Source organism: Pseudomonas sp. GM79 (assembly GCF_000282495.1).
Lineage (GTDB): Bacteria > Pseudomonadota > Gammaproteobacteria > Pseudomonadales > Pseudomonadaceae > Aquipseudomonas.
Genome location: NZ_AKJE01000114.1, coordinates 32,148 through 52,908, shown reverse-complemented (window position 1 = coordinate 52,908; position 20,761 = coordinate 32,148). Strand labels below are relative to the sequence as shown.

The following is a 20,761-nucleotide window of genomic DNA, read 5'->3' as shown; positions in this document are numbered from 1 at the left end:
ACCGGTGGATCTTTTTTAATTGGCACTGCCGCCCAGAAGCAGGGCGGCTGCCACTGTCTTTAACGAAATGCTCATGTTCAGCCTCGACCGCGGCGGCCAAAGAAGAAGGAAGCGATGAACATCACCAGGAATACGACAAAGAGAATCTTGGCGATACCCGTGGCGGTGCCCGCGATACCACCGAAGCCCAATACTGCAGCGATGATGGCAATGATCAGGAATGTGATTGCCCAGCTCAACATGGTGATTCTCCTTACGGCTTCTATTTAAAGGTGTTGCTGGTGGTGCTTATCCCGGCGCGTTAAGCGCGCCAAGTTCGTTTATTTAAAACACCCAACGCTCCTGAGGCGTTTCATCCACAGGCTGGGCCTGGTCAACATCCATCATTCGCATCGAGTCGCTGTCAGCCAGGTTGCTGCTGACGGCGCTGAAGTGGGTTTGGGGGGCGTGTGGAATCGACAGGTGCGGCGTCTCTGGCTGCTGGCTCTGTTCCCAACGCAAGAACTGCTGGCCGCCAATCAAGGTGATCAACAATGCCAGCAGGGCAAACAAACCTTGCTGGATATGCAGTGGCGAGATACGCAATCGGGCGGCACCTTGGCGATTCATCCTGAAGTTCCTCCCTCTTTGGGTAGGTTGGCGGGCACTGATTTATTAAATGCCCTGATTACTCAGGCACTTGCAGCCTGCATGCCACCTTTTTTGTCAGGTTTAATATGATTTAAATCAATGAGTTACACGATTTGTGAAAATAGGTTTGGACGCATCCTGCACGATGGCCCATTCAAGGCCGTGCGTAATGCACGATGGATTCGCCAAAACGTTCAATATTTTTGGAATTGAAGGAAGGGCGCGGATGTCAGAAAGGGACGCAGGCAATTACCGAAGGACGGTTCATTAATAAAAAATTAAATAAATCAGCGAGTTATCTTGTGATGACGTAGATAGCACCGCTGATATGGTCGAAATCGGCCACAATCAATCATGCAACTTGCCCGATTTTTCCGGGCTTAACCCATTTCAACAATTAAAGGAGCGCAGGAACATGGAATCAGCCACTGAGCATCAAGGCCGCATTCTGCTGGTAGACGACGAGTCCGCCATCCTTCGAACCTTTCGCTATTGCCTCGAAGATGAAGGCTATAGCGTGGCTACGGCGACCAGCGCGGCTCAGGCTGAAGCCTTGTTGCAGCGCCAGGTTTTTGATCTGTGCTTCCTCGATTTGCGTCTGGGCGAAGATAATGGCCTTGATGTGCTGGCTCAGATGCGCATCCAGGCGCCCTGGATGCGGGTGGTGATCGTCACTGCTCACTCGGCCGTGGACACTGCCGTGGATGCGATTCAGGCCGGTGCCGCCGACTATCTGGTCAAACCTTGCAGCCCCGATCAGTTACGCCTGGCCACTGCCAAACAGCTGGAAGTTCGGCAACTCTCGGCGCGCCTGGAAGCTCTCGAAGGTGAAGTGCGCAAACCCAAGGAGGGGCTGGATTCCCACAGTCCGGCGATGAAAGTGGTGCTCGAAACTGCACGCCAGGTCGCCAGTACTGACGCCAACATCCTGATTCTCGGCGAGTCCGGCACCGGTAAAGGTGAACTGTCACGGGCAATTCACGGCTGGAGCAAACGCCAGAAGAAGTCCTGCGTCACCATCAATTGCCCGTCCCTGACTGCCGAATTAATGGACAGCGAGCTTTTCGGCCACAGCCGCGGAGCATTCACCGGTGCCAGCGAAAGTACCTTGGGGCGGGTCAACCAGGCCGACGGCGGAACGTTGTTTCTCGACGAGATCGGCGATTTTCCCCTGACTTTGCAGCCAAAATTGCTGCGTTTTATTCAGGACAAGGAATACGAGCGCGTGGGCGACCCGGTGACCCGTCGCGCCGATGTGCGAATCCTCGCCGCCACGAACCTCAACCTGGAAGACATGGTTCGCGATGGTCGTTTTCGTGAGGACTTGCTCTATCGTCTCAACGTCATCACCTTGCACCTGCCACCGCTTCGCGAGCGCAGGGAAGACATTTTGAACCTGGCTGACCGCTTCCTGGCGCGCTTCGTCAAGGAGTACTCGCGTCCAGCCCGGCGTTTCAGCGACGAGGCGCGCGAAGCGCTGCTCAGCTACCGCTGGCCGGGCAACATTCGCGAGCTGCGCAACGTGGTGGAGCGCGCGAGCATTATTTGTCCGCAGGAGCGGGTAGAGCTCAGCCACTTGGGCATGGCCGAAACCCCGACCAACCACACGCCACGAATTGGTGCTGCGCTGAGCCTGGATGAATTGGAAAAAGCTCACATTGGCGCGGTTCTCGCCACGGCCGACACGCTGGATCAGGCGGCCAAAACCTTGGGTATCGATGCCTCGACCCTGTACCGCAAACGCAAGCAGTACAACTTGTGAGTCGTAACCGATGAAACTGGCGATGACGTTGCGCACCCGGCTGTTTCTGAGTATTTCCGCACTGATTACTGTGGCGCTGCTTGGGCTCTTGCTCGGGCTGGTCAGCGTGATGCAGATGGCAGGGACTCAGGAAGCCCTGATCCGTGACAACTTCGTCACGCTGGATCTGGGATTGAAGCTGCGTCAGACCCTGGGTGATCAACTGATCATCATGCTCGATGAGCAACCGGACCCTGCGGCGTTCGAGGCGTCCAAACAGCATTCCCTTGAATTGTTTGACGAAGGCATTGCTCGCGAACCGTCCAGCGAGGGTGCCCAGTATGGTTTCAAAAAGGCGAAGGCTGATTATCAGAACCTACTGCGGTCCTTTGATCTTTCCAGTGCTCCTATCCAGGTAGTCGGTGGTGAAGGGGATCTCGCGGAAAAATTCAACGCGCTGCGTAACGGTTTGATCTTTGAACAAAAACGCGCACTGGATAACATCACCGAGATCGAACGCAAGGCCCGGGAGCGAGCACTGTTGATTGCCGGCCTGCTTGGGTTAGTCGGGGTGGGGGTGCTGTTCATCGGCTTCATTACCGCCCATGGGATCGCCCGGCGGTTCGGGGCTCCGATCGAGGCCTTGGCCGCAGCGGCTGACAACATCGGCCAGGGTAATTTCGAAGTGACCCTGCCGATTTCTTCCGCGGTGGAAATCAACCAACTGACCCACCGCTTCGGCATCATGGCCGAGGCCTTGCGTGAGCACCAGGCTACCAATATCGACGAACTGCTCGCCGGTCAGCAACGCTTGCAAGCGGTGCTCGACAGCATCGACGACGGTTTGCTGATCATTGATCGTCAAGGTCATCTTGAGCACCTCAACCCGGTGGCTCAGCGTCAGTTAGGCTGGGACACCGATCGTCTCGGCCAAGGGCTGGGTACGGCGCTTGAGCGTCCCGAACTGGATGAACAACTGCAACTGGTATTACGCGGTGGCACCCTGGAACGAGCGCCGGACGACCTGAGTATCGAGGTCGATGGCGAGTCGCGATTGCTGACGTATAGCCTGACGCCGGTCAGCCATACCCAGGGGCATATTCTCGGCGCCGTGATGGTGTTGCATGACGTTACCGAACAGCGTGCCTTCGAACGGGTACGCAGTGAGTTCGTCCTGCGCGCTTCCCATGAGTTGCGCACACCGGTTACCGGGATGCACATGGCGTTCGGCCTGTTCCGCGAGCGGACGCATTTTGCCGCAGACTCCCGCGAAGCTGACCTGCTGGACACCGTCAACGAAGAAATGCAGCGCCTGATGCAGTTGATCAACGACTTGCTGAATTTCTCTCGCTATCAAAACGGCCTGCAAAAACTCACCCTGGCACCATGCTCCATCGAAGACTTGCTGGATCAGGCCCAGACACGTTTTGCCCGCTCGGCGCAGGAAAAAGGTATCGAGCTGCTGGTGGAAGTGCAGGGGCCGTTGCCGCGGTTGCAAGCCGATCAGGCGCAGCTGGAACGGGTGCTCGACAACCTGATCGACAACGCCTTGCGCCATACCGCCCACGACGGACTGATACGTTTGCAGGCCCGGCGCCATGGTGAACGGATGATTATCAGCGTCGAGGACAACGGCGAAGGCATTGCCTACGGCCAGCAGGGACGGATCTTCGAACCCTTCGTTCAGGTCGGTCGCAAAAAGGGCGGTGCCGGGCTGGGTCTGGCGCTGTGCAAGGAAATCGTGCAGTTGCACGGTGGACGGATGGGTGTCTATTCGCGGCCGGGGCAGGGGACGCAGTTCTACATGGCGCTGGCGATATAAGCCGGTGCCCTCTCAGGCTTCGTCATCCTGGCGTCGCGTAGTCAGTCGGCGGCCACGGGTAATCAGTTCGATGAACTGCACGGCGCTCAGGGCGTGGGCGAACAGCCAACCCTGACCGAATTTCACCCCTTCGCTGCTCAGAAACACCGCTTGGGCTTCATGTTCAATGCCTTCGGCAATCACCTTGAGTTGCAGGGCCTGAGCCATGCGAATGATGTGCGGTGCCACGCCGCTGCTGGCGGCGTCATGCCCCAGCGCGTCGATAAATGCCTTGTCGATTTTCAGGCAGTCCACCGGTAGGGTTTGCAGGTAGGCGAGGCTGCAATAGCCGGTGCCAAAATCGTCGATCAGCACTTGATGCCCGACATCCCGCAGGGCTTGCAGGTTTTCTCTGGCCACCACCACGTCCACCAATCCGCGCTCGGTCACTTCAAAGGCAATTTGCCTGGCTGCTACCCGGTGCATGCTCAGCAGGCGCGCCATCACCTGACCGATACGCGGCACCATGACATCGCAGGCCGCCAGGTTGACCGAGATGTAAAGCTGCGGATTGGACCGCAACAGTTGCCCGAGCTGTTCCAGCAGGCGCTGTAACACGAAGTCGGTCATCTGGCGAATCTGGCCGGTATTCTCCGCCATCGGAATGAACAGGTCGGGACTGGTCAGCGTGCCGTCCGGCCTGCGCCAGCGCAGCAGGGCTTCAGCGCCGACGCAGTTGCGGCTGTCGAGGTCGAAGATCGGTTGATACAACACCTGTAGCTCGCCTCGCCGCATGGCGCCTTGCAGTTCGGCATCCAGCGACTGACGCTGGCGTACCAGCAAAAACACCAGAATGCCTACACAGGCACTCAGCGCCAGGCTGGCCGGTAGTAGCCACCACCATACCGCCGGTACATGCATTCCGGTACGTGGGGTGATCAGTACCAGCTGGTATTCGCGGGTGTTAGTGGGCATTCGGTAAATCAGGCGGGTAGGGGTGACTTGCAACGCATTGGGGCTTTTCGGGGGCCAGGGTTCTGTGGGAGGCCAGGCCTGAGCGACACCGAGCACTGGAATCGCCCGGGCGCCATGGTCGAGCACCACCAACAGGCTGCTCCCCGGAGACAGATCGACCATGTCGGTCAAATGCCCGCGGGACGTCGCAACCCGGAAATTGCCACGCCCAAGCATCAGTGCTGCGCGGTTCTCATCGGGTTCGGTGGTGGTGTTCAGCCAATAGCTGTAGATGGGCCCCTTGATGTCCGGCGGTCGGATCAGCGATACCCCTTCCTGGCGGGGGCGGTTGGAGCAGGTTCGAGCCGTGTCCATATAAGCGGCTTCATAAACGAAGCGGTAATTGAAGCTGACCTGCTGCAGGGTGGCGATCATTTCGTCATCGCAACCTCGCAGCGGTTGGGCTTGCAGGTCATCGAGGCTTTCGCGCAATTGCCCGAACAGCTGCTCCAGCCGGACCAGAAAGCGTTCTCCCTGGGCATTCATTTCCTGGCTTTCGTTTTGCTCAACCTGATGCATCGCCACGAACAAACTGCCGACCGTTAGAAGCGTTGCGCTCAAGGCAGTAGCCAGCATCGCCAAAAACCAAGGGCGATAGAACCAGCTATGCAGTCTCTCCCGAGCAGCAGGCATCATGGAATATCCGAAGAATTACCAATGAGTTATAGCTGCTGATTTGGAAAAAGCGCTGACCGTCGGGCGGGCGTCATTATTTTGTCTGATTCAACACCTGAAGAATCGCCGCGGTCTGGGCGTCCGGTGTCCCATCGAAACGGGAGGGGCGAAAATGCAGCTGGAAGGCCGCCAGCACATTGCGTGTCGCTACATCCAGTTCGCCGGTTTGCGGCGTGGCATAGCCCAAGCGGGCAAGCTGCGCCTGAAACCAACTGATGCTGGGTAATTGCACCGCGAACTGCGCTTGCTGTCGCGCCACGGCCTGCTCGTTCGGCCATATTCCCAGGCCTTCGGCGGCCAGGCGCTTCCAGGGAAACAGCGGGCCGGGGTCGAGTTTGCGCATCGGGGCGATGTCGCTATGGCCAATGATATGACGGGGGCTGATGCCTTGGCGCTTACTGATGTCTTTGAGCAGGAAGATCATCGACTGAATCTGGGCTTCGCTGTAGGGATACCAAAGACGCCCGTTCGGGGTGTCCTCAAAGCCCTGATTGACGATCTCGATACCAATGGAACTGGAGTTCAGCCAGGTCCGGCCTTGCCATTCGCTTTCGCCTGCGTGCCAGGCCCGGGAATTTTCATCCATCAGCTTATAAATAGTGGCGCGCTTGTCGTCGCTAATCAGGTAGTGGCTGCTGACCTCGCCATGGGTCAGCAATTGCAGCGAGGTTTCCAGGGATGCGGAGGTGTAATGCATCACCACGAACTGAATACGACTGTCGTAATTAGCTGAACGGTGACTGGTATCGATTCGGGGGCCGCTGGCACAACCGGCCAATAGAAGCAGCGAGGCAATAAAAACAAGACATTTCATGGTGGGAGGCAGTACACGCAAGACAATAATGCAACAGTGTAACGGTATTGCCTTGCGCGCAGATGGCAAAAAATGCTGTTTTAAACAAAATGGAACAATTAGCTATCAGCCCGGTTCTACTCGATTTCGGCCATTGTTTTTCGCCCGATATAGCGCCTGATCGGCTCTTTTAAGCACCAGATCGCTGTGTTCGCCTGGTCTGAAGGCAGTCAATCCCATGGAAATGGTGATGGTGACTCGCTCGCCCTTGAAGTGGAATGGGCAGGCTTCGATCGATGCGCGCAAGGTTTCCAGTAGTTTCGCGCCGACCATAGGAAGTGTGGCAGGCATCAATAGCACAAACTCCTCACCTCCAAATCGGGCAATGAAATCAGTCCCACGCAGACGCTTGCGTAGCACGTTGGCGATGATTTTCAGTACCTTGTCGCCCGCCAGATGGCCATAGTTGTCGTTGATGCGTTTGAAATGGTCGAGGTCGAGCATTGCCAGCAACAGGGTATTGCCATGTTGTTGCCATTGACCTATTTCGTGCTCCAGGCGTTCGCTCCAGGCTGCTCGATTGGGTAGACCCGTCAGTGGATCGATCAGCGCCTTCTGACGCTGTTCTTCGAGATGCTCACGGTAGCCCAGGGCTTCCTGCTCCATGTGGGCAACCCTTTCGGCCAGGCTTTGCAGGCGGGCCGCTACTTCCTGCTCACGCTCATCACGCTGCTTCTGGTGTTGGTCCATGGTGCCGAGCAGGCCTTCAAGATGGTTTTCCAGCACATGCTTGAGATCATCAAGGTCGGCCGCTTCCTGCATGCTGCTTTGCAAGCCGTCGACTTGCTCGCGAATCTGCGTGTCCATATCCCGCGCGGCTGAGCGGTTGTCGGCGTGGCCTTCGCTCGCGGCTTGCAGGTTGCTCTGGAAAGACTCGAGGCGTTCGTTGAGTTGCTTCAAATAGGCTTCGAATTCGTGCTGGCCGCTGTCGGTGATTGCCAGCATCAATGTGGCCAGGTCATCGAGAATTGGCAGCAGTTCGTACCAGTTCAAGCCATTTTGAAGACGATCGCGCATCGCCTCGGCTTGCGGACGATGGCGCTCAGGCAGCGCCAGGTCATCGAGAAGGCCCAGCAGGGTGTCTTCGATGTGCTTGGCGACAGAGCTATAGGACGGCTCCGGCGAGTCCGGCAGGGCATACAGAATATCGTGCCCGGACGGCTCTGGATCGATGGCCACCGGAGTGAGCTCATCGGGATTGATTGCCGACAGAAGAGTGGCCGGTAGGGCGATCGCCGGAACCGGCTCTTGTGGTTGCTCGATATCGGGCCGGGTTGGTAGCTCCGTGACTTGGCTGCTCGTAGCTTCTGGCTCAAGGATGGGTGGCTCAAACGCCACGACTTCAGCCGCAGGTGCCATTGCTATGGGCGCCTCAATTTGCGCTGGCTCGGGGGGTGCAGCGGCGGGCATCGCGGCTTCGACGGTTGGCAATACCCCTTGCGGTTTATCGGCGGCTGGCGCGAGATTGACCGTCGCTTGTGGGGGCTCGGCCGGCGAGGCTGCAACCGGTTCGACAGGTTGCGGGGCAGGCATTTGCGATTCGGGCACGGCGAGCTGTGGCGCGGTCTCTTCCGTTTCCCTACTGAACAACCGCTGCAGAAAACCCGGACGATCAGGTTCGGCAGGGTTCTCCAGCAGGTTCAAGGCTTTGCCTTGCAAGCCGCTCAGCTCACTGAGCAGCAACGGGATTTCGCGAGCCTGGCTTACGCGTCCGTCCAGTTGCTTGGCGAAATGCTTCAGTGGCCGGCTCACTTCCCGGGGCAGCGGCAATGCTTGCAACTGAGAGACCAGCGCTGTCAGGGCGGCACTGACTTGATTGACCCTGGTTTCCCGGCGCTGCTCGGAGTCGAGCACGGCTCTTTCCAGGCGTGGCAGCAAGGCAGCCAGGCCGGCGTCCATGTCATCGGTGCGTACGACTTCACGCATTTCCTTCATGCATTGATCAACGGTGCGATCGGTACCTTCTGCGGCCAGGGTGCTGCGCACCAGCCCACGACGCAACAAATCAAGCCGGGCGTCCCATCGACGTTCCAGTTTTTCTTGTTGTTCGATGCTTTTGAGGTATTTCTCTTTCCAGCGCTGTGCTTCGTCGCTCATTCAGGCAGGACTCAACGCGGGCAATGCATCGGCCGTGAGCGAACCCGGCAGACGAATCTCTACCGCGACCGGCAGGTGATCGGAAATGGGCTGTGCCAGCACTTCGACCTTTTCAAGGGTCAGGGTGGGGCTGAGCAGAATATGGTCCAGGCAACGCTGCGGGCGCCAGCTGGGAAAGGTCGCTTCCAGTTGCGGCGCGAGCAGGCCTAGATCACGCAACGGGGAGTTTTGCAGCAAGTCACTGGCATGGGTATTCATGTCGCCCATCAGCACCTGGTGTTTATAACCGCCAATCAGCTCGCGGATGTAGGCCAGTTGCAGGCTACGGGCTCGAGCGCCCAGCGCCAGGTGCATCATCACCACCACGAGTGCCTCCGGACCTTCGCCGAAGCGCACCAGAATGGCCCCGCGCCCCTTGGGCCCCGGCAGCGGATGATCTTCAATCGCCCACGGGCGCAGGCGGCTGAGTACACCATTGCTGTGCTGACCGAGATGACCGAGGTTGCGATTGAGTTGTTGATACCAGTAGGGGAAGGCGCCGAGCTGCGCCAGGTGTTCGACCTGATTGACGTAACCTGATCGCAGGCTGCCGCCATCGGCTTCCTGCAAGGCGACCAGATCGAAGTCGCCCAGCAGATTACCGATTTTTTGCAGGTTGTCGGCACGCCCGGTGTGCGGCAGCAGATGCTGCCAGCCGCGGGTCAGATAGTGCCGATAGCGCTCGGTACTGATACCAACCTGGATATTGAAACTGAGCAAACGCAGACGGCTGTCCACGGGCAACCCCGTTGATTCCAGGTGATGCTCGTTGACCTGCGGATCATGCAGGCCAACGATGCGTTCAGTTCCCCAGCGGCGCATGGCAGGTGCCGCGCTTAGTTGGCGACGGCCTTGGTTGCCGCTCGCTCTTTGGCAACCAGTTGGTCGGCCAGTTTCAGCGCTTGTTCGGCACCGCCGGCAGAGCCGATGTCAAAGCGATACTTGCCATTGACGATCATGGTAGGCACGCCGGAGATTTCATATTTCTTTGCAAGCTCTTTGGCTTTGTTGATTTGGCCCTTGATGGCGAAGGAGTCGAAGGTGGCCAGGAACTTGTCCTTGTCTACACCTTGGGTCGCCAGGAAGTCCGCCATGTCGTCTTTGTCGGTCAGTTTCTTGTGTTCTTTCTGAATCGCTTCGAAAACTGCCGCGTGAACCTTGCTTTCGACGCCCATGGCTTCAAGGGTCAGGAACATCTGGCCGTGTGCGTCCCAAGGGCCGCCAAACATGGCCGGAATGCGCACGAAGTTCACGTCGGAAGGCAGTTTTTCAACCCATGGGTTAATGACGGGTTCGAAGGCATAGCAATGCGGGCAGCCGTACCAGAACAGCTCCACGACTTCGATTTTGCCAGGTGCGGCCACCGGGACCGGATTGCTCAGTTCGACATAGGGCGCTTCAGGTTTTTCGGCGGCTTGGGCAGTCATGCCGAACAGGCTGGCAGCGACGAGTGCGGCGCTGATGATCAGATTACGCATGCTTTACTCCTGGACAAATTGGACGCCTCGCGCGACCTGTTTTCAGACAGATCCTGGCGGGCTGAGTTTGTAGTGTAACGGCAGCGGCCACAAAAAAGGGCAGCCAAAGCCACCCTTTTTATGTTTGCATCGACGGATTAATCGAGTGTTAACGTTGCTAGAGATGTACATCTCTAGCAACGCTTGTTCGATCGATCTCAGTGCAAGCCTTGAATATAGCTGGAGACTGCGGCGATATCTTCGTCGCTCAGCTTTTTAGCGATGCTCTGCATCGGTTTGGTATCGCCGTCGTTGGTGCGGCCACCTTCTTCTTTTCTGAAGTCGGTCAGTTGCTTGCCGACGTACTGGGCATGCTGGCCGCCCAGATGCGGGAAGCCGGCAGCGGCGTTACCGGTACCGTTAGGCGAGTGGCAACCAGTGCAAGCTGGCAGGCCCTTGGCCAGATCACCGCCACGGAACAGTGCTTCACCGCGAGCCACGACTTTCGGGTCGGCGGCGCCAACGCTGCCTTTCTGGCTGGCGAAGTAGGCGGAGATATCAGCCAGGTCCTGATCGCTCAGGTTGGTCAGCAGGCCGGTCATTTCCAGTACCGTGCGTTTGCCGGACTTGATGTCGTGCAGCTGCTTGTTCAGATAACGCTCGCCCTGACCTGCCAGTTTCGGAAAGTTAGGCGCCATGCTATTGCCATCCGGGCCATGACAGGCGCCACATACTGCGGCTTTCGCCTGACCAGCAGTCGCATCACCTGCAGCATGGGCAATACCGGAGATCCCCACGGTCAACAGCAGACTCACGATCAATTTGTTCATCAGCTAATCCAACTACGGCTAAGGGTTAAAGAGTTATGGACCGGGTTTACTCGCTCATCCACTGGATGATGGCTCGGTAATCCTCGGCACTGCAGTCCATGCACAAACCACGCGGCGGCATCGCCTTGAAACCCTGGGTCACGTGTTGCACCAGCGTCTCCATACCTTTCGCCAACCTCGGCGTCCAAGCTTCCTGATCGCCCTTGCGGGGCGCCATGGGTAGTTGGCCGGAATGACAGGCACCACAAACACGGTTGTACACAGCTTCCGGATCCTGTGTAGCCTGAGCGCTGTAAAGCGGCATCAAGACACCGGCAGCTAGCAGCCATTTCGTCATAAAACGACCTTTTCAGGGTTGAGAGCGTGCTGCGTTCTAATGCGCAATCAAGGTTAATCGCTCTCGTGAACTTCATCCTACGCTGGGACAAAGCGCACACAAAATCTGCGGCATTATATACTGGCGTCACTGAAACGGAAACGACACTGCTTGCCGCGTCCATTCCCGGCGCCGCCCACATCGGAAATCCCATGCAACTCAAGAACCCCATCCTCGGTCTGTGCCAACAGTCCACCTTCATGCTCAGCGCCGCCAAAGTCGATCAATGCCCCGACGACGAAGGCTTTGAAGTGGCCTTCGCCGGGCGTTCCAACGCCGGCAAGTCCAGCGCATTGAACACCCTGACACACGCCAGCCTGGCGCGTACCTCGAAAACTCCGGGTCGCACGCAGCTGTTGAACTTCTTCAAGCTAGACGATGAACGCCGTCTGGTCGACCTGCCGGGTTACGGTTACGCAAAAGTACCAATTCCGTTGAAGATGCACTGGCAGCGTCACCTCGAAGCCTATCTGGGCGGCCGCGAGAGTTTGAAAGGTTTGATTCTGATGATGGACATCCGTCATCCAATGACCGATTTCGACCTGCTGATGCTCGATTGGGCTGTCGCCAGCGGCATGCCGATGCATATTTTGCTGACCAAGGCAGACAAGCTGACCTACGGTGCGGCGAAAAACGTGCTGCTCAAGGTTCAGTCGGAAATCCGCAAGGGCTGGGGCGATACGATCACTATCCAGCTGTTTTCGGCACCCAAACGCATGGGGCTGGAAGACGCCTACACTGTACTGGCGGGCTGGATGGAGTTGGCGGACAAGGGCAGCGAGGCTGCCGAGTAAGGCTTTACAGGTGAAAAGCCAGGCAAAAAAAACCCCGGACTTCATATGGGGAGGGAGAAGTTCCGGGGTTCAAGTTCCGGACCGCTAGGGCGGGGTCCAGATATCTGCCAACACTTAACACAACATAGGAGCATCGAAGGGCTTCACCAGCCATTCAGTATCTCTGAGTGGCGGTTCACGGATTTAGTTCAGACTATTTTCAAAAACCATTGGAAATAATCGATGTCATTTTCCGCACTATAGCCCTTCGTTATTTTGTGCTGCGGCATAAGGCCGCAGCACAGGCGTCGTTCAGGCTGATCAGTGCGCTTCATCCCAGTTGTTGCCTACGCCTACCTCGACCAGAAGCGGTACATCCAGTTGGGCGGCGCTGCTCATGTGCATGCGAATGTCCTCACGCACCTGATCGATCAGATCCTCACGTACCTCAAGCACCAATTCATCGTGTACCTGCAAGATGACTTTGGCGTCCAGGCCTGACGAAGTCAGCCAGTTATCCACCGTTACCATGGCTTTCTTGATAATGTCCGCCGCGGTGCCTTGCATTGGGGCATTGATTGCCGTGCGCTCGGCAGCTTTGCGCAGAGCCTGGTTTTTCGCGTTGATTTCCGGCAGGTAGAGACGACGGCCGAAGATGGTTTCGACGAAACCTTGCTCGGCGGCCTGGGCGCGCGTGCGCTCCATGTATTCCAGTACGCCGGGATAACGGGCGAAGTAGCGGTCGATGTAGGCTTGGGACTGTTTACGGTCCACGCCGATCTGCTTGGCCAGGCCAAACGCGCTCATGCCGTAGATCAAACCGAAGTTGATGGCTTTCGCGCTGCGACGCTGATCGTTGGTGACTGCGTCCAGCTCGACGCCAAACACCTCTGCGGCCGTTGCCCGGTGTACATCGAGGTTGTTGCGGAAGGCGTGCAGCAAACCTTCGTCCTTGGCCAGATGCGCCATGATCCGCAGTTCGATTTGCGAGTAGTCCGCGGCCAGCAGCTTGTAGCCTTTCGGCGCGACGAACGCCTGACGAATCCGACGACCTTCGGCAGTGCGAATCGGAATGTTCTGCAGGTTCGGGTCGATGGACGACAAACGTCCGGTGGCGGCGACGGCTTGCTGGTAAGACGTATGAATGCGCCCGGTGCGAGTGTTGATCTGCTCTGGCAAACGGTCGGTATAGGTGCTTTTGAGCTTGCTCAGCGAGCGGTATTGCATCAGCACCTTGGGCAGCGGGTAGTCCTGTTCGGCCAATTCGGCCAACACCGCTTCGGCGGTCGAGGCCTGGCCCTTGGCGGTTTTGCTGAGTACGGGCAAGCCGAGCTTTTCGTAGAGGATCACGCCCAGTTGCTTTGGCGAGCCCAGGTTGAATTCCTCACCGGCAATGGCAAAGGCCTCGCGCTCAAGGGCGACCAGTTTCTCGCCCAGTTCGACACTCTGGATGCCCAGCAGGTTGGCATCCACGAGCGCGCCCTGGCGTTCGATTCGGGCCAGAACCGGCATCAGCGGCATTTCAATCTCGTTGAGCACTTTGCCCAGGCTTGGCGTTGCTGCCAGTTTATCCTGCAATGCCAGGTGCAGACGGAAGGTAACGTCAGCGTCTTCGGCGGCATAGGGGCCTGCCAGCTCAAGAGATATCTGGTCGAAAGTCAGCTGTTTGACGCCTTTGCCCGCGATCCCTTGAATGTCGCTCTTGCTTTGGCCCAGGTACTTGAGCGCCAGGCTGTCCATGTCGTGGCGGGTGGCCGTCGAGTCCAGGACGTAAGACTCGAGCATGGTGTCGTAGGCAATGCCCTGAACAATAATCCCGTTGCTCTGATCGCCACCGATGGCGCAGTTGGCGAGGATATTGGTTTCGAACTTGGCGTGTTGGCCGACTTTCAGCTTATTCGGGTTTTCCAGCAGCGGCTTCAGCGCCAGCAGCACAGTGTCGCGATCCAGTTGCTCCGGCACACCCATGTAGGAATGGGTCAGCGGAATGTAGGCCGCTTCGTTGGCCGCGACGGAAAACGACAGGCCCACCAGTTGTGCATGTTGGGCATCGCTGCCGTTGGTTTCGGTGACGAAGGCAATCAACGGCGCCTTGTCGAGCTTGTCCAGCCAGGCCTCGAAGTGCTTTTGGTCGAGGATGGTTTCGTACTTCGCTTCGGCGGCGCCCGGCTGTTCCTGGGTGACCTCGACAATTTCCTGACCCGAGCGCTTCGCGTCACGCTGGTTCTCTTCGAACCAGCTTTTGAATTCCAGCAGGGTGTAGAGCTCGGCGAGTTTGTCGTGATCCGGCTGGCCCATTTGCAGGTCATCGAGACCGATGTCCAGCGGCACGTCGATCTTGATGGTTGCCAGTTGATAGGAGAGGAACGCCATCTCCTTATGCTCTTCGAGCTTGGCCGGCAAGGTTTTGGCGCCGCGAATCGGCAGGGTCGGGACGATGTCGAGCTGTGCATAGAGCTCGGTCAGGCCGCCATTCACGCCGACCAGCAGGCCGGAAGCGGTCTTGGGACCGATACCCGGAACGCCCGGGATGTTGTCGGACGAATCGCCCATCAGTGCCAGATAATCGATGATCTGCTCGGGAGCGACGCCGAATTTCTCCTTCACGCCTTCCACGTCCAGCGCGCTACCGGTCATCGTATTGACCAAGGTAATGTGCCCGTCGACCAGTTGCGCCATGTCCTTGTCGCCGGTGGAGATCACCACCGGACGGTCGGCAGCCGCGCTGCTGCGGGCCAGGGTGCCAATCACGTCGTCGGCTTCGACGTTGTCCACGCACAGCAATGGAAAGCCCAAGGCCTTGACGCTGGCGTGCAACGGTTCGATCTGAACCCGCATGTCATCGGGCATGCTTGGGCGATTGGCCTTGTATTCGGCGAACATTGCGTCGCGGAACGTCCCGCCCTTGGCGTCGAATACCACGGCGAACGGGCTGTCCGGGTACTGCTTGCGCAGACTCTTGAGCATGTTCAAAACGCCTTTGACCGCACCGGTCGGCAGGCCTTTGGACGTAGTCAGCGGTGGCAGCGCGTGAAAGGCGCGGTACAGATAAGAAGAACCGTCCACCAGGACGAGGGGGGCTTGGCTCATGAGCAGGATCAACCTTTTCGGCGGGTCCGGCGCTAGAATAGCGGGACCGTTGACGACAAAGGGACAAGGTTATCATGCGCACACTAAATCGCTTGTTGCTGGCTGGCTTGTTTGCAATCACTCCATTGGCTGTCATGGCGGCGGACGATGCGCCCTCGGCAGACCCGGATGTAACAATCCGCACGGAAGGCGATAAAACCATTCAGGAGTATCGGCAAAATGGTTTTTTGTATGCCATCAAGGTGACCCCGAAAGTCGGCAAACCGTATTTCCTGGTGCGCGCTGATGGCTCCGACGGTAACTTCATCCGCTCGGACCAGCCGGATATGCTGATTCCGTCGTGGAAAATATTCGAGTGGTAAACCGCTCCTAACTTAAATCGGCGCCGGCAGTCGCGGCGCCCGTACTGGCAGTTTTAACCATGTCTGTGTTCACCCCCCTGGCTCGGCCCGAGCTGGAAACCTTTCTCGCCCCTTACGGGCTTGGCCGCCTGCTTGATTTCCAGGGGATCGCCGCCGGTAGCGAAAACACCAATTTCTTTATCAGCCTGGAGCAGGGTGAGTTTGTCCTGACCCTGGTCGAGCGCGGTCCGGTGCAGGAGATGCCGTTTTTCATCGAACTGCTCGACGTGCTGCACGACGCCAACCTGCCGGTGCCTTATGCCCTGCGCACCACCGACGGCGTCGCGTTGCGCGAACTGGCCGGTAAACCTGCGCTGTTGCAGCCCCGTCTGGCGGGCAAGCACATCAAGGACGCCAACGCGCAGCATTGCGCTCAGGTCGGCGAGCTGCTGGCTCATCTGCACCTGGCGACCCAGGCCAACATGATCAAACGCAAAACCGATCGCGGCCTGGACTGGATGCTGGAAGAGGGCACGCAGTTGCTTTCGCACCTGAATGCCGAGCAAAGCGATTTGCTGCAACGGGCGCTGGATGAAATCACACAGCAGAAGACGAAAATTCTGGCGCTGCCGCGGGCCAACATCCACGCCGACCTGTTCCGCGATAACGCAATGTTCGAAGGCACGCACCTGACCGGGTTGATCGACTTCTATAACGCGTGTTCGGGGCCGATGCTCTATGACGTGGCGATTGCCTTGAACGATTGGTGTTCGGACGAGCAAGGGCAGCTTGATGGCGCTCGGGCGCGGGCATTGCTGGGCGCTTATGCCGCGCTTCGACCGTTTACCGCTGCTGAAGCCGAGCTATGGCCGACCATGCTGCGCGTGGCGTGCGTACGGTTCTGGTTGTCGCGGTTGATCGCCGCGGAGTCTTTCGCCGGGCAGGACGTGTTGATTCACGATCCGATGGAATTTCAGTTGCGGCTGATGCAGCGGCAGAAGGTCCACACACCGCTGCCTTTCGCCCTCTAAAAGCATCGCGGGCAAGCCACGCTCCCACAGAATTTGTGCCGTTCATAATATTGGCGAACGATACAAACTCTGGGGGAGCGTGGCTTGCCCGCGATTGGGGGCGACACAATTTTCGGAACTACAGCGACTCCAGACACCCCGCCAAATCATTCCCCAGCTTTTCCAGCAGTTGCTCATACCCTTGAGCGGTCGCTGGCGTGTACCCGCCGAGCGCATCCAGTTCCGCCAGTTTCACCGGCAGCCCGGCCACCAGGGTTTCTGCCAGACGTGGGCGCAGCGGTGGTTCGCTGAACACGCAAGTCTTGCCGACTTCCTGCAACCGCGTGCGCATCGCCGCGACGTGCTGGGCACCGGGTTGTACTTCGGCTGCGACACTGAATACGCCAGTGTGCTTGAGGCCGTAAGCGTCTTCGAAGTAGTCGAAGGCTTCGTGGAACACGAAATATGGCTTGCCCGCGATACCCGCCAGACGGGCCTTCAGGCGCAGGTCTAAAGCATCCAGGCGTTCATCGAATGCCTTGAGGTTGCTCTGGTAGCGCGCCGCGTTGGCCGGATCGGCGGCGCTCAGATCGGTGGCCATTTTGGTGGCGATCACTCGGGCGTTGATCGGTGACAACCACAAGTGTGCATCCAGGCTACCGGGGCGGTGATCGTGGTCATGCTCGTCGGCTTCGTCGGCTTCGTCGGCTTCGTCGGCTTCGTCGGCTTCTTCGGCGTGGGAATGGTTATCTTCGGCGAAATGTCGCAGTTTCAGGCCCGGCAAATCCTGCACCGCGACGCTGGGCAGCGCACGACCTTTCAGCACGCGAGGCAGGAAACCTTCCATGTCCGGGCCGATCCAGTACAGCAGATCCACCGATTGCACTTTCCGTACATCGGATGGGCGCAAGGCATAGTTATGGGGCGAGGCGCCGGGCGGCAGCAAAACTTCCGGAACCGCTACGCCGTCCTGCACCGCCGCGGCTATCAGCTGCAGAGGTTTGACGCTGGTGAGGACTTTAACCTCTGCTTGAGCTGAGCCGATCAGCAGAAAACTGGCGACAAATGCGACAAAGATAGAAAAAAGTCGGGACACGATGACCACTCGAAGAGGCGAGAACGGGTAACATAATAACGTCTCTCACAAAACTCGTCGCCGCTCATGCCTAAAACACCGATTGCCAGCCGTCCCCACGACCACTCTCATTGCGTACATAGCGCATTGTCTGAGGCCGATGTCTTGTGCGCACGTCAGGGGCTGCGCCTGACCGCTTTGCGCCGACGAGTGCTGGAACTGGTGTGGCAAAGCCACAAACCGTTGGGCGCCTATGACATTCTGGCGGTGCTCAGCGAGCAGGACGGCCGTCGCGCCGCGCCTCCTACCGTTTACCGCGCGCTGGATTTCCTGCTGGAAAACGGCTTGGTACATCGCATCTCCTCGTTGAACGCCTTCGTCGGCTGCAATCACCCGGAACACGCCCACCAGGGGCAGTTTCTGATTTGCCGCGAATGCCACGCCGCCATCGAACTCGAACAGAAATCCATCAGCGACGCGATCATCGATAGCGCCAAAGATGTCGGATTTATCGTCGAAGCCCAGACCGTTGAAGTCATCGGTCTCTGCTCGGGTTGCCAGGGGGCTTGATGAGCAACGCGCTGATTCGCCTCGAGCAGGTGGCCGTCACCTTTGCCGGGCAAAACGTGCTGGACAACATCGAGCTGAGTGTCGAGCCGGGGCAGATCGTTACCTTGATCGGCCCTAACGGTGCCGGCAAAACCACGCTGGTGCGCGCGGTACTTGGCCTGTTGAAACCGGACAGCGGTAGCGTCTGGCGCAAGCCGAAGTTGCGCGTCGGTTACATGCCGCAAAAGCTCCATGTCGATCCGACTCTGCCGCTTTCGGTGCTGCGTTTTTTGCGTCTGGTCCCGGGGGTGGACCGCGCTCGAGCGTTAGCCGCCCTCAAGGAAGTCGGTGCCGAGCAGGTGATCGACAGTCCGGTGCAAAGTGTTTCCGGTGGCGAAATGCAGCGGGTGCTGCTGGCGCGGGCATTGCTGCGCGAACCGGAATTGCTGGTGCTTGATGAGCCGGTACAAGGCGTCGACGTGGCCGGTCAAGCCGAGCTCTACAGCCTGATCACACGCTTGCGTGATCGTCATGGTTGCGGCGTTTTGATGGTCTCTCACGATTTGCATCTGGTGATGAGCACCACCGACCAGGTGGTGTGCCTGAATCGTCATGTCTGCTGTTCCGGGCATCCCGAGCAAGTCAGCGGCGATCCGGCGTTCGTCGAGCTGTTCGGAAAAAACGCGCAAAGCCTGGCGATTTATCACCACCATCACGACCACGCCCACGACCTGCATGGCTCGGTGGTCAGCGCGGTCCCGTCCACTCACGTTCATGGAGATAGCTGCAAGCATGGCTGATTTTCTGCTCTTTGCCCTGCTTGCAGGTCTGGCCCTGGCGCTGGTCGCGGGCCCGCTGGGTTCGTTCGTGGTCTGGCGACGCATGGCCTATTTCGGCGACACGCTATCCCATGCCGCATTGCTCGGCGTGGCACTGGGTTTTCTGCTGGATGTCAGCCCGACCGTTGCCGTTACGGTAGGCTGCTTGTTGCTGGCGGTATTGCTGGTGACGTTGCAACAACGGCAACCGTTGGCGTCCGACACGCTGTTGGGAATTCTCGCACCGAGTACGCTCTCGCTTGGCTTGGTGGTACTAAGCTTCATGCATGAAGTGCGGATCGACCTGATGGCCTATCTGTTCGGCGATTTGCTGGCGATCAGCCCGACCGATCTGGCCTGGATCCTCGGCGGCAGCGCGGCGGTGCTGGTATTACTTGTAACGCTATGGCGACCCTTGCTGGCGATCACGGTGCATGAAGAGCTGGCCAAGGTGGAAGGTTTGCCGGTGGCGGCGTTGCGTCTGGTCCTGATGTTGCTGATCGCCGTGGTGATCGCCGTGGCGATGAAAATCGTCGGCGTGTTGCTGATTACTTCGTTACTGATTATTCCGGCGGCTGCGGCACAGCGTCACGCCCGCTCGCCGGAGCAGATGGCACTGGGCGCGAGCCTGCTGGGCATGCTCGCGGTGTGTGGCGGGCTGGCGTTGTCCTGGTTCAAGGACACCCCGGCCGGCCCGTCGATTGTGGTGGCGGCCGCTGCGCTGTTTCTGCTGAGTTTTGTCCTGCCCCGTCGAGGGGTGTAGACTTGCTCGTTTTTTGCGCAAATAGAGAGTCGCAGGAATGAAGCCGTTCGCCTCCCGTTATCTGCTCCTTGTCGCATTTTCGCTGCTGCTGGGCGCTTGCCAAAGCACGTCACCGGCGGCCACCGAGGCCCCCGATGCGCGGGCCACGGCGATCGCACAGCTGGAACAAAGCCTGGCCAGCAGCGAACTGGCCACCGCCGAAGGACAATTGGCGGCTTTGCAGGCCGAGTCGCCCAACGATCAATCCCTCGAGCAATACCAGCGGCAACTGGCCGAAGCTTATTTGCTGCGTAGCCAGATCGTGCTGCAAAAAGGTGATGTGAATGCAGCAGCCACCGCCCTCAGCCGTGCCCGGGTGCTGATGCCCAAGGCCCCGGCGCTGACCGGTGGCGTCAACAGTGCCATTGTCCATGCGCGCAAGGCTGAACTGGATAAAGCCGAAGCAGCTCTCAAGGCTGCCGAAGCCAAACCTCAGGCCAAAGTCATCGACCCGACGGCTGAAAGCACTACGGTGGCGTTGAACCTCACCGATATGAGCAAGCTTCGTCGTCAACTGGATGCCATCGCCGCCGATGTGGTGAATTATCAGTGCGACGTGAGCATTCAGGCACCGCGCACTCAGGATTACCCATGGCTGGCCACGCTGCTGACCAAACGGGTGAAGAAGCTGGATTCGGAGTTTGATCTGAAGCTGGAGAAGCAGATTCTGCGCAACATTCCGGCGCAGATGGTTTTGAGTCCGCGCAAGCCTTAAAAGCTTCGCGGGCAAGCCTCGTTCCTACAGGTGCAGCGTAAACCCGGTAGGAGCGAGGCTTGCCCGCGAAGGCGT

General features: G+C 58.5%; 20 protein-coding genes. 9 read left to right on the top strand and 11 right to left on the bottom strand.

Annotation, left to right across the window (positions count from 1 at the left end; all coding sequences use genetic code 11):
• Positions 1–77: 77 nt before the first annotated feature.
• Entirely contained in the window at positions 78–242 is a 165-nt protein-coding gene (locus PMI36_RS31140; protein ID WP_003177151.1) for a DUF1328 domain-containing protein, read from the bottom strand.
• An 82-nt stretch (positions 243–324) separates the two neighbouring features.
• Complete coding sequence (locus tag PMI36_RS01260; protein WP_008076271.1) at positions 325–609, bottom strand: hypothetical protein; 285 nt, start codon at positions 607–609, stop codon at positions 325–327.
• A 436-nt stretch (positions 610–1,045) separates the two neighbouring features.
• Between PMI36_RS01260 and algB the strand changes: the two genes are divergently transcribed.
• Both algB and PMI36_RS01270 read left to right on the top strand, forming a co-directional pair.
• Complete coding sequence (gene algB / locus PMI36_RS01265) at positions 1,046–2,392, top strand: sigma-54-dependent response regulator transcription factor AlgB (RefSeq protein WP_008076269.1); 1,347 nt, start codon at positions 1,046–1,048, stop codon at positions 2,390–2,392.
• Positions 2,393–2,402: 10 nt separating this feature from the next.
• Complete coding sequence (locus PMI36_RS01270; RefSeq protein ID WP_008076268.1) at positions 2,403–4,193, top strand: ATP-binding protein; 1,791 nt, start codon at positions 2,403–2,405, stop codon at positions 4,191–4,193.
• 12 nt (positions 4,194–4,205) lie between these two features.
• On the opposite strand, the gene PMI36_RS01275 is transcribed toward PMI36_RS01270, so the two are convergent.
• The 7 genes from PMI36_RS01275 to PMI36_RS01305 all read right to left on the bottom strand — a co-directional run bounded on the left by PMI36_RS01275 (position 4,206) and on the right by PMI36_RS01305 (position 11,474).
• Positions 4,206–5,822, bottom strand: coding sequence for an EAL domain-containing protein (locus PMI36_RS01275; protein ID WP_008076262.1), 1,617 nt, complete (start codon positions 5,820–5,822; stop codon positions 4,206–4,208).
• Between the two features lie 73 nt (positions 5,823–5,895).
• Complete coding sequence (locus tag PMI36_RS01280; protein WP_008076261.1) at positions 5,896–6,675, bottom strand: N-acetylmuramoyl-L-alanine amidase; 780 nt, start codon at positions 6,673–6,675, stop codon at positions 5,896–5,898.
• Between the two features lie 105 nt (positions 6,676–6,780).
• Positions 6,781–8,811 carry a GGDEF domain-containing protein gene (locus tag PMI36_RS01285; RefSeq protein WP_008076260.1) on the bottom strand — a complete coding sequence of 677 codons (2,031 nt, stop codon included), beginning with the start codon at positions 8,809–8,811 and terminating at the stop codon, positions 6,781–6,783.
• The gene (locus PMI36_RS01290) at positions 8,812–9,672 is read right to left on the bottom strand and encodes an endonuclease/exonuclease/phosphatase family protein (RefSeq protein WP_008076259.1); all 861 of its coding nucleotides are present in this window, start codon (positions 9,670–9,672) and stop codon (positions 8,812–8,814) included.
• Between the two features lie 14 nt (positions 9,673–9,686).
• The gene (locus tag PMI36_RS01295; protein ID WP_008076258.1) at positions 9,687–10,328 is read right to left on the bottom strand and encodes a thiol:disulfide interchange protein DsbA/DsbL; all 642 of its coding nucleotides are present in this window, start codon (positions 10,326–10,328) and stop codon (positions 9,687–9,689) included.
• A gap of 197 nt (positions 10,329–10,525) precedes the next feature.
• Positions 10,526–11,137, bottom strand: a complete 612-nt coding sequence (locus PMI36_RS01300) for a c-type cytochrome (protein WP_008076257.1) — start codon at positions 11,135–11,137, stop codon at positions 10,526–10,528.
• A gap of 46 nt (positions 11,138–11,183) precedes the next feature.
• Positions 11,184–11,474: a c-type cytochrome gene (locus PMI36_RS01305; protein WP_003196231.1), complete on the bottom strand. Its 291-nt coding sequence runs from the start codon at positions 11,472–11,474 to the stop codon at positions 11,184–11,186.
• 191 nt (positions 11,475–11,665) lie between these two features.
• Between PMI36_RS01305 and yihA the strand changes: the two genes are divergently transcribed.
• Positions 11,666–12,307, top strand: a complete 642-nt coding sequence (yihA, locus tag PMI36_RS01310; protein ID WP_008076256.1) for a ribosome biogenesis GTP-binding protein YihA/YsxC — start codon at positions 11,666–11,668, stop codon at positions 12,305–12,307.
• A gap of 300 nt (positions 12,308–12,607) precedes the next feature.
• On the opposite strand, the gene polA is transcribed toward yihA, so the two are convergent.
• Positions 12,608–15,376 carry a DNA polymerase I gene (gene polA / locus PMI36_RS01315; protein WP_008076255.1) on the bottom strand — a complete coding sequence of 923 codons (2,769 nt, stop codon included), beginning with the start codon at positions 15,374–15,376 and terminating at the stop codon, positions 12,608–12,610.
• A gap of 74 nt (positions 15,377–15,450) precedes the next feature.
• Between polA and PMI36_RS01320 the strand changes: the two genes are divergently transcribed.
• Together PMI36_RS01320 and PMI36_RS01325 are read left to right on the top strand one after the other, a co-directional pair.
• A complete protein-coding gene (locus PMI36_RS01320; RefSeq protein WP_008076254.1) occupies positions 15,451–15,738 on the top strand; it encodes a DUF2782 domain-containing protein in 288 nt (95 codons plus the stop codon).
• 59 nt (positions 15,739–15,797) lie between these two features.
• Positions 15,798–16,748: a homoserine kinase gene (locus PMI36_RS01325; protein WP_008076252.1), complete on the top strand. Its 951-nt coding sequence runs from the start codon at positions 15,798–15,800 to the stop codon at positions 16,746–16,748.
• A 118-nt stretch (positions 16,749–16,866) separates the two neighbouring features.
• Here PMI36_RS01325 and znuA read toward each other — a convergent pair whose 3' ends face one another.
• On the bottom strand, positions 16,867–17,823 hold the full coding sequence (gene znuA, locus PMI36_RS01330; RefSeq protein ID WP_008076251.1) for a zinc ABC transporter substrate-binding protein ZnuA: 957 nt from the start codon (positions 17,821–17,823) through the stop codon (positions 16,867–16,869).
• Positions 17,824–17,889: 66 nt separating this feature from the next.
• Between znuA and zur the strand changes: the two genes are divergently transcribed.
• Genes zur through PMI36_RS01350 form a run of 4 tightly spaced genes read left to right on the top strand, consistent with a single transcriptional unit; the run spans position 17,890 to position 20,686 of the window.
• Positions 17,890–18,372, top strand: coding sequence for a zinc uptake transcriptional repressor Zur (gene zur, locus PMI36_RS01335; protein WP_008076248.1), 483 nt, complete (start codon positions 17,890–17,892; stop codon positions 18,370–18,372).
• A complete protein-coding gene (znuC, locus tag PMI36_RS01340) occupies positions 18,372–19,151 on the top strand; it encodes a zinc ABC transporter ATP-binding protein ZnuC (RefSeq protein ID WP_008076246.1) in 780 nt (259 codons plus the stop codon). The genes zur and znuC overlap by 1 nt, the downstream gene beginning before the upstream one ends.
• Positions 19,144–19,932: a zinc ABC transporter permease subunit ZnuB gene (gene znuB / locus PMI36_RS01345; RefSeq protein ID WP_008076244.1), complete on the top strand. Its 789-nt coding sequence runs from the start codon at positions 19,144–19,146 to the stop codon at positions 19,930–19,932. Before znuC ends, znuB begins: the two co-directional genes overlap by 8 nt.
• A gap of 37 nt (positions 19,933–19,969) precedes the next feature.
• Complete coding sequence (locus PMI36_RS01350) at positions 19,970–20,686, top strand: PA5502 family lipoprotein (protein WP_008076242.1); 717 nt, start codon at positions 19,970–19,972, stop codon at positions 20,684–20,686.
• Positions 20,687–20,761: the final 75 nt, after the last annotated feature.

Excerpts from the sequence above, each read along its gene's own strand:
- PMI36_RS01260 (WP_008076271.1), bottom strand. The coding sequence starts at position 609 with ATGAATCGCCAAGGTGCCGCCCGATTGCGTATCTCGCCACTGCATATC.
- znuC (WP_008076246.1), top strand. The coding sequence starts at position 18,372 with ATGAGCAACGCGCTGATTCGCCTCGAGCAGGTGGCCGTCACCTTTGCC.
- PMI36_RS31140 (WP_003177151.1), bottom strand. The coding sequence starts at position 242 with ATGTTGAGCTGGGCAATCACATTCCTGATCATTGCCATCATCGCTGCA.
- PMI36_RS01270 (WP_008076268.1), top strand. The coding sequence starts at position 2,403 with ATGAAACTGGCGATGACGTTGCGCACCCGGCTGTTTCTGAGTATTTCC.
- PMI36_RS01285 (WP_008076260.1), bottom strand. The coding sequence starts at position 8,811 with ATGAGCGACGAAGCACAGCGCTGGAAAGAGAAATACCTCAAAAGCATC.
- PMI36_RS01295 (WP_008076258.1), bottom strand. The coding sequence starts at position 10,328 with ATGCGTAATCTGATCATCAGCGCCGCACTCGTCGCTGCCAGCCTGTTC.
- algB (WP_008076269.1), top strand. The coding sequence starts at position 1,046 with ATGGAATCAGCCACTGAGCATCAAGGCCGCATTCTGCTGGTAGACGAC.
- zur (WP_008076248.1), top strand. The coding sequence starts at position 17,890 with ATGCCTAAAACACCGATTGCCAGCCGTCCCCACGACCACTCTCATTGC.
- yihA (WP_008076256.1), top strand. The coding sequence starts at position 11,666 with ATGCAACTCAAGAACCCCATCCTCGGTCTGTGCCAACAGTCCACCTTC.
- PMI36_RS01325 (WP_008076252.1), top strand. The coding sequence starts at position 15,798 with ATGTCTGTGTTCACCCCCCTGGCTCGGCCCGAGCTGGAAACCTTTCTC.
- polA (WP_008076255.1), bottom strand. The coding sequence starts at position 15,376 with ATGAGCCAAGCCCCCCTCGTCCTGGTGGACGGTTCTTCTTATCTGTAC.
- znuB (WP_008076244.1), top strand. The coding sequence starts at position 19,144 with ATGGCTGATTTTCTGCTCTTTGCCCTGCTTGCAGGTCTGGCCCTGGCG.
- PMI36_RS01305 (WP_003196231.1), bottom strand. The coding sequence starts at position 11,474 with ATGACGAAATGGCTGCTAGCTGCCGGTGTCTTGATGCCGCTTTACAGC.
- PMI36_RS01320 (WP_008076254.1), top strand. The coding sequence starts at position 15,451 with ATGCGCACACTAAATCGCTTGTTGCTGGCTGGCTTGTTTGCAATCACT.
- PMI36_RS01300 (WP_008076257.1), bottom strand. The coding sequence starts at position 11,137 with ATGAACAAATTGATCGTGAGTCTGCTGTTGACCGTGGGGATCTCCGGT.
- PMI36_RS01275 (WP_008076262.1), bottom strand. The coding sequence starts at position 5,822 with ATGATGCCTGCTGCTCGGGAGAGACTGCATAGCTGGTTCTATCGCCCT.
- PMI36_RS01350 (WP_008076242.1), top strand. The coding sequence starts at position 19,970 with ATGAAGCCGTTCGCCTCCCGTTATCTGCTCCTTGTCGCATTTTCGCTG.
- PMI36_RS01280 (WP_008076261.1), bottom strand. The coding sequence starts at position 6,675 with ATGAAATGTCTTGTTTTTATTGCCTCGCTGCTTCTATTGGCCGGTTGT.
- PMI36_RS01290 (WP_008076259.1), bottom strand. The coding sequence starts at position 9,672 with ATGCGCCGCTGGGGAACTGAACGCATCGTTGGCCTGCATGATCCGCAG.